This is a genomic window from Bifidobacterium aesculapii (assembly GCF_001417815.1).
Taxonomy (GTDB): domain Bacteria; phylum Actinomycetota; class Actinomycetes; order Actinomycetales; family Bifidobacteriaceae; genus Bifidobacterium; species Bifidobacterium aesculapii.
The window spans coordinates 23,092-38,832 of the sequence record NZ_BCFK01000069.1; the positions used below are offsets into that span (position 1 = coordinate 23,092).

Consider the following 15,741-nt stretch of genomic DNA (forward strand, 5'->3'; position numbering starts at 1 on the left):
AACGCGCCACTCCTGTCAGATTGCTGTTGACAGCGTAGCGTCGCGATATGTCATGCGCGTTTCGCTGTCCATATACCGAGTCGGGGAAAAAGTCAATACCCAATTTTACGCGACTTGCCGACCCCGGCGCGCTGGGCGCGCTCACAATGCGATTCACGCCCGAGGCCGTTCCACGCCTTCGAGCAGAACGTGGGCATAGTCGTGCAGCTCGGGGCGCATAAGCGCATGTCCGCGCAGATACGACCAGTCGAGGACGAGCATCAGGGTGTCGGCGTAGTGGTCGGCGACCAGTTCGAGGGGCAACGTGTGGCGTTCTCGATCGATGCAGGTACGCATGAGTTCACGCGACCGTTCCGTGATGAACGCGCGCAGGCTGGCGAACAGCGGGCCGTCGACCGGATTGTGTTCGAGGACCTCCTCCAGCAGGGCGGCGTTGTCCTCGAGCATGTCGGCCATCATGTCGAGCGCAAGGTCCACGCGGCCGCTCGGTTCGGTCGATTCGAGATCGGCGATCCGAGCCTGACCGGACATGGCGATCCAGCAGTAGGTCAGCAGGTCGTCGCGGTCGTCGAAGTAGTTGTAGAACGTGGCGCGTGGATACGAGCTGCGTTCGCATAGTTCGTTGACGCTGATCGAGGTCAACGGCTTGGTCCGCAGCAGATCGATCATCGCGCCGGAGAAGGCGTCGAGCGTGCGCAGTGCACCGCGGGAGAGTTTTGCGTTCAGGTCCTTTTTCATGTCGAGTCCCTTTCGTTTTCTCACTGGTTCTTTTGGCGGCATCCGGCAATGGCGCAGGTGCCGCCGGCGTGTTGCCAATGACTCCAACGGCTTTACCCTAACTTATCGTCCAGAATTTTACAAATGTCTAAATCTGGATTATTGTACGACTTAAACAAAGTTAGACATGTGCAAAAATCTGGACGTTCGCATACACCGGAAAGGAACATCATGAACGCAGACCGCACCCCGGAAATCGCCGCCCCGCTCACCCTGCCATGCGGGGTCACGGTGAAGAACCGCTTCTACAAGTCGGCCATGAACGAGGCGCTGGCCGGACGCGACTGCGCCCCCACCGAGGAACACGTGAACCTCTACCGCACGTGGGCGGACGGCGGTGCCGGAGTGCTCGTCACCGGCAACGTGATGGTCGACCGCACGCAGCTCGGCGAACCCGGCAACGTCGCCGTCGAGGACGAACGGGATCTGAACATGCTGCGCCGTTGGGCCGCGGCGGGAACCCGCAACGGGGCGCATTGCTGGATGCAGATCAACCATCCCGGACGCCAGTCCCCCATCACCATCAACCAGCATCCGTACGCACCCAGCGGCGGAAGGATGGAAGGCGAATACGGCCGGTTCTTCGCCGAACCGACCGCGCTCACCATCGAGCAGATCCACGACATCGTACGCCGGTTCGCCACGACGGCGCGTATCGCGAAGAAGGCCGGATTCACCGGCGTGGAGATCCACGCGGCGCACGGCTACCTCATCAACCAGTTCCTCTCCTCCGACGACAACCGGCGAACCGACGACTACGGCGGCGACCTCGAGCACCGCGCGCGTTTCCTGTTCGAGGTGTTCGCCGCAGTACGCGAGGCCGTCGGCCCGGAATTCCCGATCGCGGTGAAGCTCAATTCAAGCGACGTGCCGATCGCGGCGAAGGCCAGCGAGCGAAACGGCGTCTTCGCCGGCTTCGATGAGGAGGAATCCATCTGGGTCATGAAGCAGCTCGAAAAGCGCGGCGTCGATCTGATCGACGTCTCCGGCGGCACTCTTGAGAAGCCGGTCATCCAGACCAACAGCGGCGCGGCCGAAGACCGCAGACGCGGCGTGTACTTCACCGATTTCGCCAGACGCGTCAAAGGAGAGCTCTCCGTGCCCGTGGCCCTGACCGGCGGGTTCCGCAACGCGCGCGACATGGAACGCGCGCTCGACGAGGGACTGACTCAGATGATCGGCATCGCGCGACCACTTGCCCTCGTGCCCGATCTGCCGAAGCGGATCATCCGCGACCGTTGGGACGGCACCGTGGACCTGCCGTGGGTGACGACCGGAATCAAGGCGCTCGACCGCGCGTTCGGCGGCATCCTCGTCATCGGCTGGTTCGAGCTTCAGATGAACCGCATCGGACGCGGGAAGAAGCCGAATCCGCGGATTGGCGGACTGCGGGCGCTGTGCTTCGCGATTGGCAAGCACGGTCCGGCAGCCCTGACCCCGCGCCGCCGCAAGGGCCATCAGTGAGCATCCGTGACACATCACCAAGAAACAACCGTGGAAGGCATATCATGACGACATCCAACAACACCGAACACGCCAACATCGCAGTGATCACCGGGGCTTCGTCCGGCCTGGGGAGACAATTCTACGAGACCATCGTCCACCGGTACCCCGATCTCGACGAGATCTGGCTGATAGCGCGGCGCAAGGAACGTCTCGAAGCGCTGGCCGAACAATTCCCGAACAGTCACGCACGCGTACACGCCGTAGCGCTCGACCTGGCGGAACCATCCTCCTACGACGAACTTTCCTCCATGCTCGCCAAGAGACAACCGACCGTACGTGTGCTCATCAACAACGCCGGCTTCGAACGCAAAGGCCTGTTCCGTGACATGGATTCCAAGGACATCCACGCGATGATCAGACTCGACATCATGGGCATGACTATGGTGAACCGCGTATTCCTGCCGTATATGAGCGCAGGTTCGGTCGAGGTGATCACAGGCTCGGTCGCCTCGTTCGCACCGACCCCCTGGCAGGCGGTGTATTCGGCAAGCAAGGCATATACGCGCTTCCTCGCACGGGCGTTGCACGACGAGGAACGCAAACGCGGCGTGAACGTGCTGCTGATGAGCCCCGGAAACATGAACACCGAAATGAACGTGCAGGCGACCGCGACCGGCAAGCTCGGACGTCTGCCGTATCTCGACCTCAAACGCGAAACCGCGCGTACACTCATGATGGCCGAACGCGGTCGCGCCACCTATACGCCGATGCTGTTCTACAAGCTATACCGGGTGTTCGCGAAACTCATGCCGAGCGCGCTCGCCGTCAAAGCCACCAGCTTCGAGGATGGCGGCTTTGACGGCAGGTAAGCCGAATCACAGGCCGAGGCCATCGGCCCACTTGGCGAGCTTGGCCTCGCTCTCGCCAGCGGCGACGCGACGCCCCGGCACCCAATGGGCGGCGGGCGCCGAATCGTGCAGTTGCACGCCGTCTGCTCCGCGCGTGCTGGAGACGGAGGTCGCGAACGTGACGATGGTCTTGCCCTCCCAATCCGCGCTTTCGAGGAACGTGCGGACGGCGCGCGGCGCGGTCTCCCACCACAGCGGGTATCCGACGAACACGACGTCGTAGCCGCTTACGTCGATCGGCGTCTTCAACGCCGGACGCATGTCGCGGTTGCGGTGCTCGACGCTGGTGCGGCTGTCGGAGTCGCGCCAGTCGAGATCGGCGGCCGTGTACGGCTCGGCGGGTTCGATCTCCTTGAGGTCGGCGCCGATCGCGTGCGCGAGGCGTTCGGCGACCTCACGCGTGGTGCCGGTGGCGGAGAAATACGTGACAAGCATGCGCTTGGACATGATGCTTCCTTTCCTTCAGCCCGATACGGGCAGGCTGTCGTTCGATTTCAGTAATACCCACCTCAAGCGCTCGAAGACAAACGCATGCGAGATCGGACCGACGATCAGCGCCGCCGGCCGGTGAAGGGCATGGGCCTGCGATGGGGCGCGACGGCCGTGCCCGCGACCGAGCCGTCGGGTTCGGACACGTCAGCATCGAGGTGGACGGTGAGCGGGCCGAACGGCAGACGCACGCGAATGTCGAACGAATGCTGCGTCCCGTCGCGCACGCCATCCCGGTAGGATGCCACGATTCCCATGACCTGCGCCTTGCCATGGAACGACGTTCGGGTCGTGTCATCGTAGGAGACAATCACGGGGATCGCGATTACGCCCACCGGTGAGTTGAGCCGCACGTCATAGCGGGCGGTGAGTGCCGGGTCGTCGCCGGGATCGGGCGCAAGGCGCGCGGCGGCGGCATCGCGAACGGCCCCGGCGATCTTTGGGGCGGCCTCGTGCGGCGGAACAGGCACGCGCACGGCCACATGCCTACGCGGGAAGAGGTCGCGCAAGAGCCGCACATGCCACCGTCCGTCCCGCCTCACCGTGACATTCCCCGCGGTCTCGGAAGCCGCCCGTGCCAATGCCGGGATTCCTGCGAGTTTCGGGTTGACGGCGAGCGCATTGCCGGTGAACGCCATGCGCTTCTGCTCCTCGGTGAGCTTGTCGGTCCCCTCCAGCGCCCGAGCCTGGCCGAGCACCGCCTCGATGGGCGTGTAGGGGGTGTCCGACCCGTACAGCAGGTGGGTGTCCGGCACGTTGCGTAAAAGGTCGGCGAGCTGCTTGGGCTCACTGAATCCGGCAAGGTCGTAGTACACATGGGACATGGCCTCCATATAGTCGACACGGCGGTCCGGGTCAGCGAAGCGCAGCATGAACGCGAAGCTTTCGAACCGCTCGGCGAGGATAGAGACGAACGCGCCGGCATGCGGCATCACCCAGCGGATGTTCGGGAACTTGACGAACGTATCCTCCAACACCATGTTGGTGAAGGCCCGCGTGGTTTCCACGAAGTATTCGAAAGCAGGAAGGGACAGGCCCTCGCACGCGCCGAGCACGGACACTGGCGGCGCGGTGGGATGGACGATCGCCATTGCGCCGCGGTCGTCCAGTTCGCGCATCACCGGATCGAGTCGGGGGTCACCCAGATACACGCCATGGTGGTTGGTCGTCAGTCCCACGCCGTCGGCCTTGAGCTCGTCGAGCGTACGCCGGGCCTCCGCCGCGGACTCCTCGGCCCATGGCAGGGGCAGTGTGGCAATCAGCCCGAACCGGGTCGGTTCCTCGGCGGCGATTGCCGCCCCCTGATCGTTGATCTTCCGGGCCAGCCGCAGACAGTCGTCCGCCTGCGGCAGGAAGACATTCGGCGAGGAGAGTTCCAGATGTGCATAGGCGATACCGAGCAGGTCCATCTTGTCACGCTGCCAGTCGGGAGTCCAGTAGTCGGGCGTAGGGTAACCGTCCGGGCTGCCGGGATAATGCGCGCGCAGGAATTCCAGATACGCGGGAGGCAGGTAGTGCGACTGGAAGTCGACCTTACCACGGAAGCGCAGCGGGGCGACATCATTCGATTCGACCGGATGGTTCATGGTTTTCCTTTCTTTCTCTTTTTTCTCCATTCCCGGCTCATTCCACGCTCTTCAACGCGCCGAGCATGTCCACGTCCTTGAGACGGCGGTACACCACCCAGCCAAGCATGGCGAGCACCACAACCACCACGGCGAGCGGCACGGCGAATGCCAGCCAGGCGATGGCTGGGTCGAACATGACCTCGTCCGGCGGCACCTCGGTGATGATGTATCGGTGCAAGACGGCACCGAACACGTATCCGGCCAGCACTCCGAACGCGGACAGGACGATCGTTTCGCGATAGATGTACATGGTCGTCTCCCCGGTATGGAAGCCGAGCACCTTGATGGTGGACAGTTCGCGGATGCGTTCGGACACGTTGAGGTTGGTGAGGTTGTAGAGGATCACCACCGCGAGCAGCGCAGCCACCAGGATGAGCACCTCCATGATCTGGTCGAGCGAGTCGACGATCGTGGCCACTTGGTTCCTCATGGTGATGTTCTGCACCACGCCCCTGACCCCGTCCACGGCCATGAGGTCCGCTCCCTGCCTGTTGGCGTTGTCCACGGATGAGTCCTTGAGGCGGACCAGGTAGGCGTTGGACCGGTAGTCGGCGCCGAATGCGCGATCGTAGCCTCCGGAGGACATGAACATGAAGTGACCGATGTACATTTCGGTCACACCATCCACACGCACTTGGCGCTTCGCGCCGTCGGGATCCGTCACGGATATGGTGTCCCCGGCCTTGGCACCGAGCATATCCGCCATACGTTCGGAGATGATCGCGCCCCGGTCGGTCAGGACCTGCGGGGCATGCGAGACACGGTCGCGCAGGGTGATGTAGTCGCCGAAGTTGTAGGCGTCGTCGGTGACGATGAGCGTGATCGTCTGCTTGTCGCCCTGTTTGCCGGCGGTGGTGGTGAGCTCCTCGTAGCGGATTGGCGCGGATCGGTCGATCGCCCCATTGCCGTCGTCCCCGTCCGCCGGGGCGACGGCCTTGGATACGGCGTCGCGCTGGTCGGCGTTGTTGTCTGATTTCTCCGCCACGATCAGATCGTAGTGTATGATGCCGCCGAACTGGCGCTCGCCGATCTGGCCGATCGACGCCTGCACGCCCAGGCCCGCGGTGAGCAGCGACACTGCGCCGGCCACGCCGAAAATGGTCATAAGGCCGCGCGACTTGTAACGGAACAGGTTGCGGGCCGTGACCTTACGGGTGAAGTTCAGGCGGTCCCACACGGGCGTGATCCGCTCGAGGAAGATCTTCGAGCCCTTGGCGGGAGGCTTGGGCAGGAGCAGCGCGGCGGGCCTCTCCTTGAGCTCGCGGGATGCGGCGATACACGCGGGGGCCACGGCGCTCGCCCATGCAAGCAGGAACGCGGCGGCGGTCACGCCCGGGTGGAAGTGCAGCTCGATGCGCGGCATGGTGAATCCGGAATCATAGGCACGGTAGACGATGAGCGGCAGGATGGTATGCCCGGCCGCCACACCCAGAATCGTGCCGGCCGTGGAGGCGGAGAAGCCGTAGACGAGGAATTTCTTCATGATGTCCGCGTTTCCATATCCCAACGCCTTGAGTGTGCCGGAATTGGTGCGCTCCTCATCCACCATGCGGCCCATGGTGGTGAACGTGACCAGCGCGGCCACGAAGTACAGGAAGATCGGGAAGATACGCGCGAGTTTCATGACGATGTCCGCGATGATCTCGTACACGCGATATCCCTCGGAGGTGAGTCCCTCACGCCGTCCGTCGATCGAATACGCGGGCACTTCGAGGGTGTCCACCTTTTCGCTCGCCAGTTTGATCTGACGTTCCGCGTCGGCGATCTTCTTCTCGGCCTCGGGCTTGGCGTCATTGAATTCCTTGAGCTTCTGGTCGTATTCGTCTTCGGCTTTCTCGAGGTCGCGCTGGCCTTGGATCATCTGTGAAGCACCGTCGGATGCCGATCCGGATGCAGCCGTGGAGACGGCGTGCCCGAGTTCGGTCTGCTTGGATGCAAGCAGTTTTTGGGCTTCCGCGATCGCGGCCGAGTTCTTTTGGTACTCCTCGGATCCCTGATCAAGCTTGGCGGCCCCCTCGTTGAACTGTTCGAGACCGCTGTTGTATTGGTTCAGCATGGCGTTGTACGTGTCCGCGGCCGTGTTCCAGTCGGCGAGCGCCTGATCGTACCGGCCCTTAAGACTTTGGTACGCCTTGCCCGTTATCCCGGTTTTCTCCCATGAAGCGAGGAGACGTCCGGTGGCGTCGAGCGCGCTTTTGGAAGCATCGAGCGCCATACGGGCCGCGGCGAGTTGCGTACCGGCCTGATTGAGCTGCAGCCAGGCGAGTTCGAGACTGCCTTGGCCCTGATTGAGTTGCTGGGCACCGGCGGCGAGCTGGGTTTGGGCGGCGGAGAGCGTGGAGTTGGCGGAAGCGATCTGTGAGGTTGCGCCGGCGAGTTCGGCGGCCGCGGAGGATGCCTGGTCGACGGCGTCGAGCTGGCCCTGGGTAAGCTGGTCCTTGCCGGATTCGATCTGCGCCTTGGCATCGTCGAGCTGGGTTTGGGCGTCTACAAGCTGCTGTTTGGCGTCGTCCACCTGCTCTTGCGCCTTGGCGATCTGTTCGCGGCGTTCGGAGCGGATGGAGTCGCGGCGGGCGTCGGGCTGGTTGACGAGCCGCCGGGCGAGCATGGTCTTGTGGTCCTGCACGCGGTCACGGTAGGCGTCATCCCAGTAGTTCAGTCCTGCCGTGTCCTCGAAGGTGACGCGCCCGATCATTGCCACTGACGAGTCGAACGTGCCAGCAGTGACCACGGCGTATCCGTCGAGTTCGCCGGACCCGGCGGTGGACTGCCCCATGTTGAGGTTGGAGACGGTGTCGCTGGCCTCCACGAAGCCGACCACGGTGAAGTCGGTCCGCCTGAGCACGGTGTCGCCGGCGATGTCCGGCAGTTCGGTCACGCTGATGGAGCTGCCCACGGCGAACCGATCACGTTCCCCCGAGTCAAGCGCTATCTCCCCGGCCGCCTGCGGCAGCCGCCCCTCCACGACCTCGTAGGTGGAGACGGTCTCGGGCAGCGAGTTGACGCGCAGGCTGTGGTCACTGTCCGCGATCGTCACATCCTTGAAGTAGCCGAATTCAGCGTCCTTCACACCGGCGGTTTCGCGGATGATCGTCTTGTCGTCGGCGGTCAGGCCGTAGTCGCTGATCACGGTCACGTCCGCAAGATTGTGCTCGCCGTAGAACGCGCGTCCGGTGGCCCTCATGTCGGGCGCGGTGGCGAACAGGCCCACGAGAGCGAACGATCCCAGGATCATGAGGCTCACGATGGAGGCGAACCGTCCCTTGGATTTGGCGAGGGTGGCGCGGATGTCACGCCACAACATGCGCTTGCGGAGCCTGCGAGGCTTACGGCACGTCATGGCGCTCACCATTCCAGGTCCTCGATGTCCATGGGGCGCTCGTTGACCTCGATGTCCTTAACTCGCGCGTCGTGCATGTGGATCACACGATCGGCGATGGGCGCGATGGCGGAGTTATGGGTGACGATCACCACGGTGGCGCCCTTGACGCGACTCTGGTCCTGCAGGATGCGCAGCACCTGCTTACCGGTGTTGTAGTCGAGCGCGCCGGTCGGCTCGTCGCACAGGAGTATCTTGGGGTTCTTGGCCACGGCACGGGCGATGGCGACGCGCTGCTGCTCGCCGCCGGAAAGCTGCGCCGGGAAGTTGTCGACACGGTCCTTCAGTCCCACATCCACGAGCGCCTGGACCGGGTCCTGCGCGTCGCGCACGATCTCGGAGGCGAGTTCCACATTCTCCCGGGCGGTGAGGTTGGCCACGAGGTTGTAGAACTGGAACACGAACCCGATGTCGGTGCGGCGGTAGTCGGTCAACTGACGCGCGGTGTAGTTCGAGATGTCCTTGCCGTCGATGACCACCTGTCCCTCGCTGTTGGTGTCCATGCCGCCCAAAATGTTGAGTACGGTCGATTTCCCTGCGCCGGATGAACCGAGGATGATCGCCAGTTCACCTTTCTCGATGCCGAAGCTCACGTCATTGTTGGCGACGATGACGGTGTCTCCCATGTGGTAGCGCTTGTAGCTGTGCACCATCTCGATATATGCCACAGGTCCTTCGCCTCCTTATGCTCCTCATGCTCCTTATGGTTGCTCTCAACCACTAAATAAACAACATGTTGATATAACGATTTCGATGATAGGAAACAACGACACACCCGGTCAATCAACAACTTCCGATGATCCGTTCAGATTGAACACTGTTACCCAAACCGTTCGTATCACCATGAATCACCCATTAAAAAGACAACATGTTGATATAATGCATCGGTATCAGCATCCCCACACAGCAATGCAGACCCCTGCAGACCCCACGGCGCGGCCACAGTCGACCGCATGAATCCAAGGAGCACCACATGCCTTCCACCACACGCACCCCAGTATCCGCGAGCGCGCCGGCAAAGCGCAACACGAAGACCGAGGCCCGGATCAAAGCGGCCTTCACCACGCTGATGCAGTCCAAGGGCTTTGACGCGATGACCGTCAGCGACATCGCCCGCACCGCAGGCATCAATCGCGGCACCTTCTACATGCACTATCTCGACAAGATGGACCTGCGCCAGCAGCTCGTCGACGACGCCATCGAGGACCTGACGTGCATCCTCGTCACCGACGCCGCCTCCCCTGATCGTGATCGGAAAGCCGCCTCCCCCGGCGCGAGCGCCACCACACCGCATCGGGGCAAGGCCATCTGCGACGCGTTCCAGTCGGCGTCCATAGCCGACGCCCTGCGCCACATCCGCAACGACTACGCCTTCTTCAGCGTCGTCTCCCGATCCGGCAACGACATGCAGATCTACGACCGGATGAAGGAGGTGCTCAAGCGCCTCATCGTCGCACAGGCGACACGGTTCGGCGCCGAACCGAAGACCGATTACAACGGCATCCCCGCCGACTACGCGATGGAGATCCTCGTCTCCGCGGTCTCTTCGATCATCTGGCTGTGGATCCGCCGCGGGTGCAAGGAGAGCCCGGAGGAGATCTGCCGGATCATCGAGGTCAACAAGACCACCGCCCCGGTGGATATCCTGTGGTGACCGCCTCCGGCCGCGAATCGTCGGGCATGACCATCACGCCTGATCACCGGCGGGAGACGGCAAGCTCCTCGAGCCATGCATGCATGCGGCGCAGTCCTTCGGCCGTATCCTCTCGTGTCCCCACATAGGACAATCGCACATACCCTGCGCCACGCGCGCCGAATCCGGATGCTGGCGTGACGACGACCTTCGCCTCGTTCAGCAAACGCACCGCGAAGTCATGATCGCTCATGCTCGTCTCCGTCACGTTGACAAGCACATAGAACGCCCCGTCCGGAACGTCGCAGAAAACAAGCGGCATGTCGGCGATCGCATCGACCACCATGTCACGGTTGGCCCGGTACGTGGCCTTCATCGTCTTCAGAATGTCCGCAGAGCCTTCGAGCGCCTCGACAGCACCGGTCTGCAGCGCGCCGGGCACGCAGGAGACGACGTTCTCCTGCATCACCGTCATCCGGTCAATGACTTCCTTCGGCCCGAACACGCAGCCGATGCGCCATCCGGTCATCGCGTACGTCTTGGAGAAGGAGTCCACGACGAGCGTGCGATCCTTCATGCCGGGAAACTGCGCGATGGACATGCATGGCGTATCGTCGCCGTAGACGAACGCGCGGTACACCTCGTCGCTGATCACCCACAGATCGTGTCGCCTCGCCACGTCGGCGATGCGCGCAAGCTCGCCGGGCTCGATAATCGCGCCGGTCGGATTGGACGGGGAGTTGAGCAGCAGCGCGCGGGCCCTCGGCGTCATCGCGGCCTCCACGTCCTCGGCGCGCATGCGCCAGCCGTTGCTTTCGTGCAGTGGCACCGGCACGACATGCGCCTGCGTCATCTGCGCCTGACCGAAGTAGTTCGCGTAGCCGGGGTCGGGGATGAGGATGTCGTCGCCCGCGTCCAACGCGGCGGTCATCGCGAGGAACACGCCCTCCATGCCGCCCGTGGTGACGATGATCTCCGACTCGGGGTCGTAGCGCGTGCCGTCGTCGCGTTCGCGGGCGGCGCACCATGCGCGACGCAGCGCCTCCGCTCCCCTGTTCGGCGTGTAGTGCGTGTCGCCGGCGAGCGCCGCGCGGTATGCCGCGTCGATCATCGGACGGGGCGTGTCGAATCCAGGTTCGCCGATCGCGAAGGAAATCGCGTCGGGCACATGCGAGGCGAGTTCGAACATCTCGCGCACCGACGGGTACAGCGCCTCGCGGGCGCGGTTCGATATCTCCGGCATGGCTGCTGCGTCCTCCCCGAACTGATGACGGCAAATATTGCGTTATTGCGTATCGCAAATATGGCGCCGATGGTAGCGCGGCCATGTTTCGGCACGGCCATTCCCAAGCACCGAAACAATCGACAGGACCACGGCGGGACTACGATGACACATATGACCGATAGCACCACAAACACCGTAAACCAGACTTCCTCGGAAGACCTGCCGTCCAGACTCGAAGCTGGTCAGACAGCACCGGACTTCACGCTTCCGGCGGTCGAACCGGACGGCACGGAATCGACGATCTCGCTTTCCGAACTGACCGGCCGGGGCCGCAAGGTGATCCTCTACTTCTATCCGGCGGCGATGACGCCCGGCTGCACTACCGAGGCGTGCGACTTCCGCGACAATATGGCCCGTCTGACCACGCTCGGATACACGGTGCTGGGCGTCTCGAAGGACCCGGTCGCCAAGCTGCAGCGTTTCCGCGAACGTGACCACCTGTCGTTCCCGCTGCTCTCCGATCCGGATCTCGGCGTGCACAAAGCGTATGCCGCGTGGGGCGAGAAGAAGCTGTACGGGAAGACGCATGTGGGCGTCATCCGTTCCACGTTCGCCATCGACGAGCACGGCGTCATCACTCTGGCGCGGTACAACGTGCGCGCCAAAGGGCACGTGGATTCGCTGCTCAAGCGGCTCGGCTGACCGGATTGTTCCCGGACGCGTCTGACCGGATATAACAGCCCACCATGTCCGGTCAGACACCCGCCAGATCCGGTCAGATGCCCGCCAGCTCGAAGAAGCGCTCAATGACGGCATCATTGAGGAGACGTCCCTTTCGCGTGGGGACGACGCGGACACCAGCGGCTCCGGCGTCACCGGAACCCTGGGTCAGGGTGACGAGCCCCTCATCGACCATCGTCCCAAGCCGAGAGGGATCGATGGGGTTGAGCCGTGAGGAGCCGTTCGAATCGGCTCCGGCGGCGGATGCGATCGCCTGGTTGATGCGATTCAGGTCGAGCCCCTCGCGGATGCGCAGACCCAGCATGATGAGCTCCTCAAGGTTCTCGTCCGGAGCGATCTCCTCGCTACCTCCCCACGGCACACGACCTTCGTTGATGGTCGTGGCCCACATGCGGGGATGCGCGATGTCCCACGCGCGCAGGGCGTTCATGCCCGGAACGCCCGTGCTCTCCGCATGCGCGTTGTAGTGCGAGTGCGCGCCGGGGCCGAAGCCCGCCCAGTCGACGTTCCTCCAATAGCCGAGGTTGTGACGGCTTTCATACCCGGGCCTCGCCCAATTGGACACCTCGTACCATTCAAGACCGGCCTTCGAGAACAGGTCGTCGGCGATCTCGTATTTGGCGGCCTCGTCGTCGTCATCCGGCTTGGGAAGCGTGCCGGCGGCAATACGGCGGCCCATTTTCGTGGTCGGTTCGACGGTCAGCGCGTAGGCGGAGATGTGGTTGACACCGAGCCCGATGGCGGTCTCAACCGAGGTGCGCCAATCGTCGAGGCTCTCCCCCGGCGCCCCGTAGATGAGGTCGACGCTGGAGCGGAGCCCCGCCTTGTCGGCGGCGCGCACGCCCGCCTCGACGTTCTCGGGCGTGTGCGTGCGGTCCAAGGTGTCCAGGACATGCGGGACCGCCGATTGCATGCCGAAGGAGACGCGTGTGAAGCCGCCCTCGGCGAGCCGGTTGATGGTGTACTCGTTGACGGTATCCGGATTGGCCTCGGTGGTGATCTCCGCGCCGGGCGCGAGTCCCCAGATGCGCCGAATCGCATCCAACATGGCCACCAGATCATCTGCGGAGAGGATGGTGGGCGTGCCGCCGCCGAAGAACACGGTCGAGGCCGGCGGCTCGTCGATGCCGTGCGCGTCCTGCCATTCGCGCATGAGCTCCATCTCGCGGATGACCTTGTTCGCGTAGTTGCCGCGCGAAGCCCCCGCGCCTAAATCGACGGCCGTGTACGTGTTGAAGTCGCAGTAACCGCAACGTCGGAGGCAGAACGGAACGTGGATATAGACCTCAAACGGCATGGTCACCTCCGACGTTGCCTTCGCGGCACAGCCGCTCACCTCGGCTAGGCACAGTCCACCGGACTGTGCCTTTCACGCCTCGGCGCCGCAGGCAGAACAGCACATGGATATACACTTCAAATGGCATTTCAGACGACCTCTTCTCATTTCCTAGGCAGATTCCGCATTTCTTAGGCAGGTGAATCTGCGAATACCAGAGCGAATGCCCTTGAGAACGCGCCATGCCCCATATGGGATTCATTCGTCACCTGCCTAAGAAACGACGAAACCGCCTAAGTTTTGCGAATCTGTTCCGGCTCAGCCTTCGGTTTTCTGCGCGGCGCGGATCTTGTCCTTGGTGTCGCGGTCGTTCGACCCGTCACCGGTGGACAGCGCGGCGATGAACGCCTCCTGCGGCACCTCGACATGACCGAGCATCTTCATGCGCTTCTTGCCGGCCTTCTGCTTCTCGAGGAGCTTGCGCTTACGCGTGATGTCGCCGCCGTAGCACTTGGCGAGCACGTCCTTGCGCAACGCGCGGATGTTCTCGCGGGCGATGATGCGAGAGCCGATCGCGGCCTGGATCGGAATCTCGAACTGCTGGCGCGGGATGAGCTCGCGCAGCTTCTTGGTCATCATCACGCCGTAGCTGTACGCCTTGTCACGGTGCACGATGGCGCTGAACGCGTCCACCTTATCGCCCTGGATGAGGATATCGACCTTGACGAGGTCGGCCGACTGCTCGCCGTCCTCATGGTAGTCGAGCGAGGCATAGCCCTTCGTGCGGCTCTTGAGCTGGTCGAAGAAGTCGAAGACGATCTCGGCGAGCGGGATGCGGTAGTGCATCTCCACACGGTCGGCGGAGATGTATTCCATCGTGCCCATCTGACCGCGGTTCTCCTGGCACAGGTCCATGACCGCGCCGATGAACTCCTTGGGGGTGATGATGTCCGCGGCAACCATCGGCTCGACGATCTTCTTGATCTTGCCGTCCGGGAACTCGCTCGGGTTGGTGACGTGATGCTCGGTGCCGTCCTCGCTGGTCACCTCGTAGGTGACGTTCGGGGCGGTCTGGATGAGGTCGAGGCCGAATTCACGGCTGAGACGCTCGGAGACTATCTCCATGTGCAGCAGGCCGAGGAAGCCGCAGCGGAAGCCGAATCCCAGCGCGACGGAGGTCTCCGGCGTGTAGACGAGCGCCGCATCGTTGAGTTTGAGCTTGTCGAGCGCGTCACGCAGTTCCGGGAACTGCGCGTTGTCGATCGGGAACAGGCCGGAGTAGACCATCGGCTTCGGATCGCGGTATCCGGGCAGCGGCTCGGTGGCCGGTTTGAGCGCGGAGGTCAACGTATCGCCGACCTTCGACTGGCTCACGTCCTTCGCGCCGGTGATGATGTAGCCGACCTCGCCGGCGCCGAGCGCCTTCGTGCGGGTCATGTCGGGGCTGATCACGCCGATCTCAATGGGATCGTGGGTCATGCCGATGCCCATCATGTGCACTTTCTCGCGGTCGTGCAGTTCACCGTCGACCATGCGGATGTAGGTGACGATGCCACGGTAGGAGTCGTACACGGAGTCGAAGATGAGCGCGCGGGCGGCGGCGTCCGGGTCGCCCTGCGGCGCTGGCACTTCCATGACGATCTGGTCGAGCAGGTCGGACACGCCCTCACCGGTCTTTCCGGACACGCGCAGCACGTCGGAGGGCTCGCAGCCGATGAGGCCCGCGATCTCCTCGGCGTGCTTGTCCGGTTCGGCGCTCGGCAGGTCGATCTTGTTGAGCACGGGGATGATGGTGAGGTTGTGGTCGATCGCCATGTACAGGTTGGACAGGGTCTGCGCCTCGATGCCCTGCGTCGCGTCGACGAGCAGCACCGCGCCCTCGCATGCGGCCAGCGCACGAGACACCTCGTACGTGAAATCCACGTGACCGGGCGTATCGATCATGCCGAGCGTGTATTCGGTGCCGTCGAACGTCCACGGCACACGCACGGCCTGCGACTTGATGGTGATGCCGCGTTCCTGTTCGATGTCCATGCGGTCGAGGAAGCGGTCGCGCATCTCGCGCTCGGGGACGATGCCGCTCAACTGCAGGATGCGGTCCGCCACGGTGGATTTGCCGTGGTCGATATGCGCGATGATGCAGAAATTACGGATCAACGACTGATCGGTGGAACCGGGCTGATTGTGCTGGGCGACCACTGAACGTGCCTCCTACTACTTACTCAAGTCAAACTCTCAC

Annotated in this window: 12 protein-coding genes; 4 read left to right on the forward strand and 8 right to left on the reverse strand. The window is 63.3% G+C overall.

The window, feature by feature from the left end:
* Positions 1–153: 153 nt before the first annotated feature.
* Positions 154–738 carry a TetR/AcrR family transcriptional regulator gene (locus BFAL_RS09385; protein WP_055428123.1) on the reverse strand — a complete coding sequence of 195 codons (585 nt, stop codon included), beginning with the start codon at positions 736–738 and terminating at the stop codon, positions 154–156.
* Positions 739–948: 210 nt separating this feature from the next.
* Between BFAL_RS09385 and BFAL_RS09390 the strand changes: the two genes are divergently transcribed.
* Positions 949–2,241, forward strand: coding sequence for an NADH:flavin oxidoreductase/NADH oxidase family protein (locus BFAL_RS09390; protein WP_055428124.1), 1,293 nt, complete (start codon positions 949–951; stop codon positions 2,239–2,241).
* Between the two features lie 44 nt (positions 2,242–2,285).
* On the forward strand, positions 2,286–3,092 hold the full coding sequence (locus tag BFAL_RS09395; RefSeq protein ID WP_055428125.1) for an SDR family NAD(P)-dependent oxidoreductase: 807 nt from the start codon (positions 2,286–2,288) through the stop codon (positions 3,090–3,092).
* 6 nt (positions 3,093–3,098) lie between these two features.
* Here the strand turns inward: BFAL_RS09395 and BFAL_RS09400 are convergent, their stop codons facing one another.
* The 4 genes from BFAL_RS09400 to BFAL_RS09415 form a co-directional block, all read right to left on the reverse strand.
* Complete coding sequence (locus tag BFAL_RS09400) at positions 3,099–3,578, reverse strand: flavodoxin (RefSeq protein WP_055428126.1); 480 nt, start codon at positions 3,576–3,578, stop codon at positions 3,099–3,101.
* A gap of 104 nt (positions 3,579–3,682) precedes the next feature.
* A complete protein-coding gene (locus BFAL_RS09405; RefSeq protein WP_082440507.1) occupies positions 3,683–5,236 on the reverse strand; it encodes an amidohydrolase family protein in 1,554 nt (517 codons plus the stop codon).
* Between the two features lie 7 nt (positions 5,237–5,243).
* A complete protein-coding gene (locus BFAL_RS09410; RefSeq protein WP_055428156.1) occupies positions 5,244–8,588 on the reverse strand; it encodes an ABC transporter permease in 3,345 nt (1,114 codons plus the stop codon).
* 5 nt (positions 8,589–8,593) lie between these two features.
* The gene (locus BFAL_RS09415; protein WP_055428128.1) at positions 8,594–9,295 is read right to left on the reverse strand and encodes an ABC transporter ATP-binding protein; all 702 of its coding nucleotides are present in this window, start codon (positions 9,293–9,295) and stop codon (positions 8,594–8,596) included.
* Positions 9,296–9,600: 305 nt separating this feature from the next.
* Between BFAL_RS09415 and BFAL_RS09420 the strand changes: the two genes are divergently transcribed.
* Complete coding sequence (locus BFAL_RS09420; protein WP_055428129.1) at positions 9,601–10,281, forward strand: TetR/AcrR family transcriptional regulator; 681 nt, start codon at positions 9,601–9,603, stop codon at positions 10,279–10,281.
* A gap of 43 nt (positions 10,282–10,324) precedes the next feature.
* Here BFAL_RS09420 and BFAL_RS09425 read toward each other — a convergent pair whose 3' ends face one another.
* Positions 10,325–11,503: a pyridoxal phosphate-dependent aminotransferase gene (locus BFAL_RS09425; protein ID WP_055428130.1), complete on the reverse strand. Its 1,179-nt coding sequence runs from the start codon at positions 11,501–11,503 to the stop codon at positions 10,325–10,327.
* A 153-nt stretch (positions 11,504–11,656) separates the two neighbouring features.
* On the opposite strand from BFAL_RS09425, the gene bcp reads away from it, so the two are divergent.
* Positions 11,657–12,187, forward strand: coding sequence for a thioredoxin-dependent thiol peroxidase (gene bcp, locus BFAL_RS09430; protein ID WP_055428131.1), 531 nt, complete (start codon positions 11,657–11,659; stop codon positions 12,185–12,187).
* 73 nt (positions 12,188–12,260) lie between these two features.
* Here bcp and hemW read toward each other — a convergent pair whose 3' ends face one another.
* A complete protein-coding gene (hemW, locus tag BFAL_RS09435) occupies positions 12,261–13,523 on the reverse strand; it encodes a radical SAM family heme chaperone HemW (RefSeq protein WP_055428157.1) in 1,263 nt (420 codons plus the stop codon).
* 297 nt (positions 13,524–13,820) lie between these two features.
* Positions 13,821–15,701: a translation elongation factor 4 gene (lepA, locus tag BFAL_RS09440; protein ID WP_055428132.1), complete on the reverse strand. Its 1,881-nt coding sequence runs from the start codon at positions 15,699–15,701 to the stop codon at positions 13,821–13,823.
* Positions 15,702–15,741: the final 40 nt, after the last annotated feature.

What these genes read in the sequence shown, in the direction of transcription:
- BFAL_RS09420 (WP_055428129.1), top strand. Translation starts at nt 9,601, where the DNA reads ATGCCTTCCACCACACGCACCCCAGTATCCGCGAGCGCGCCGGCAAAG.
- bcp (WP_055428131.1), top strand. Translation starts at nt 11,657, where the DNA reads ATGACCGATAGCACCACAAACACCGTAAACCAGACTTCCTCGGAAGAC.
- BFAL_RS09395 (WP_055428125.1), top strand. Translation starts at nt 2,286, where the DNA reads ATGACGACATCCAACAACACCGAACACGCCAACATCGCAGTGATCACC.
- BFAL_RS09410 (WP_055428156.1), bottom strand. Translation starts at nt 8,588, where the DNA reads ATGACGTGCCGTAAGCCTCGCAGGCTCCGCAAGCGCATGTTGTGGCGT.
- BFAL_RS09405 (WP_082440507.1), bottom strand. Translation starts at nt 5,236, where the DNA reads ATGGAGAAAAAAGAGAAAGAAAGGAAAACCATGAACCATCCGGTCGAA.
- BFAL_RS09425 (WP_055428130.1), bottom strand. Translation starts at nt 11,503, where the DNA reads ATGCCGGAGATATCGAACCGCGCCCGCGAGGCGCTGTACCCGTCGGTG.
- BFAL_RS09390 (WP_055428124.1), top strand. Translation starts at nt 949, where the DNA reads ATGAACGCAGACCGCACCCCGGAAATCGCCGCCCCGCTCACCCTGCCA.
- BFAL_RS09400 (WP_055428126.1), bottom strand. Translation starts at nt 3,578, where the DNA reads ATGTCCAAGCGCATGCTTGTCACGTATTTCTCCGCCACCGGCACCACG.
- hemW (WP_055428157.1), bottom strand. Translation starts at nt 13,523, where the DNA reads ATGCCGTTTGAGGTCTATATCCACGTTCCGTTCTGCCTCCGACGTTGC.
- BFAL_RS09385 (WP_055428123.1), bottom strand. Translation starts at nt 738, where the DNA reads ATGAAAAAGGACCTGAACGCAAAACTCTCCCGCGGTGCACTGCGCACG.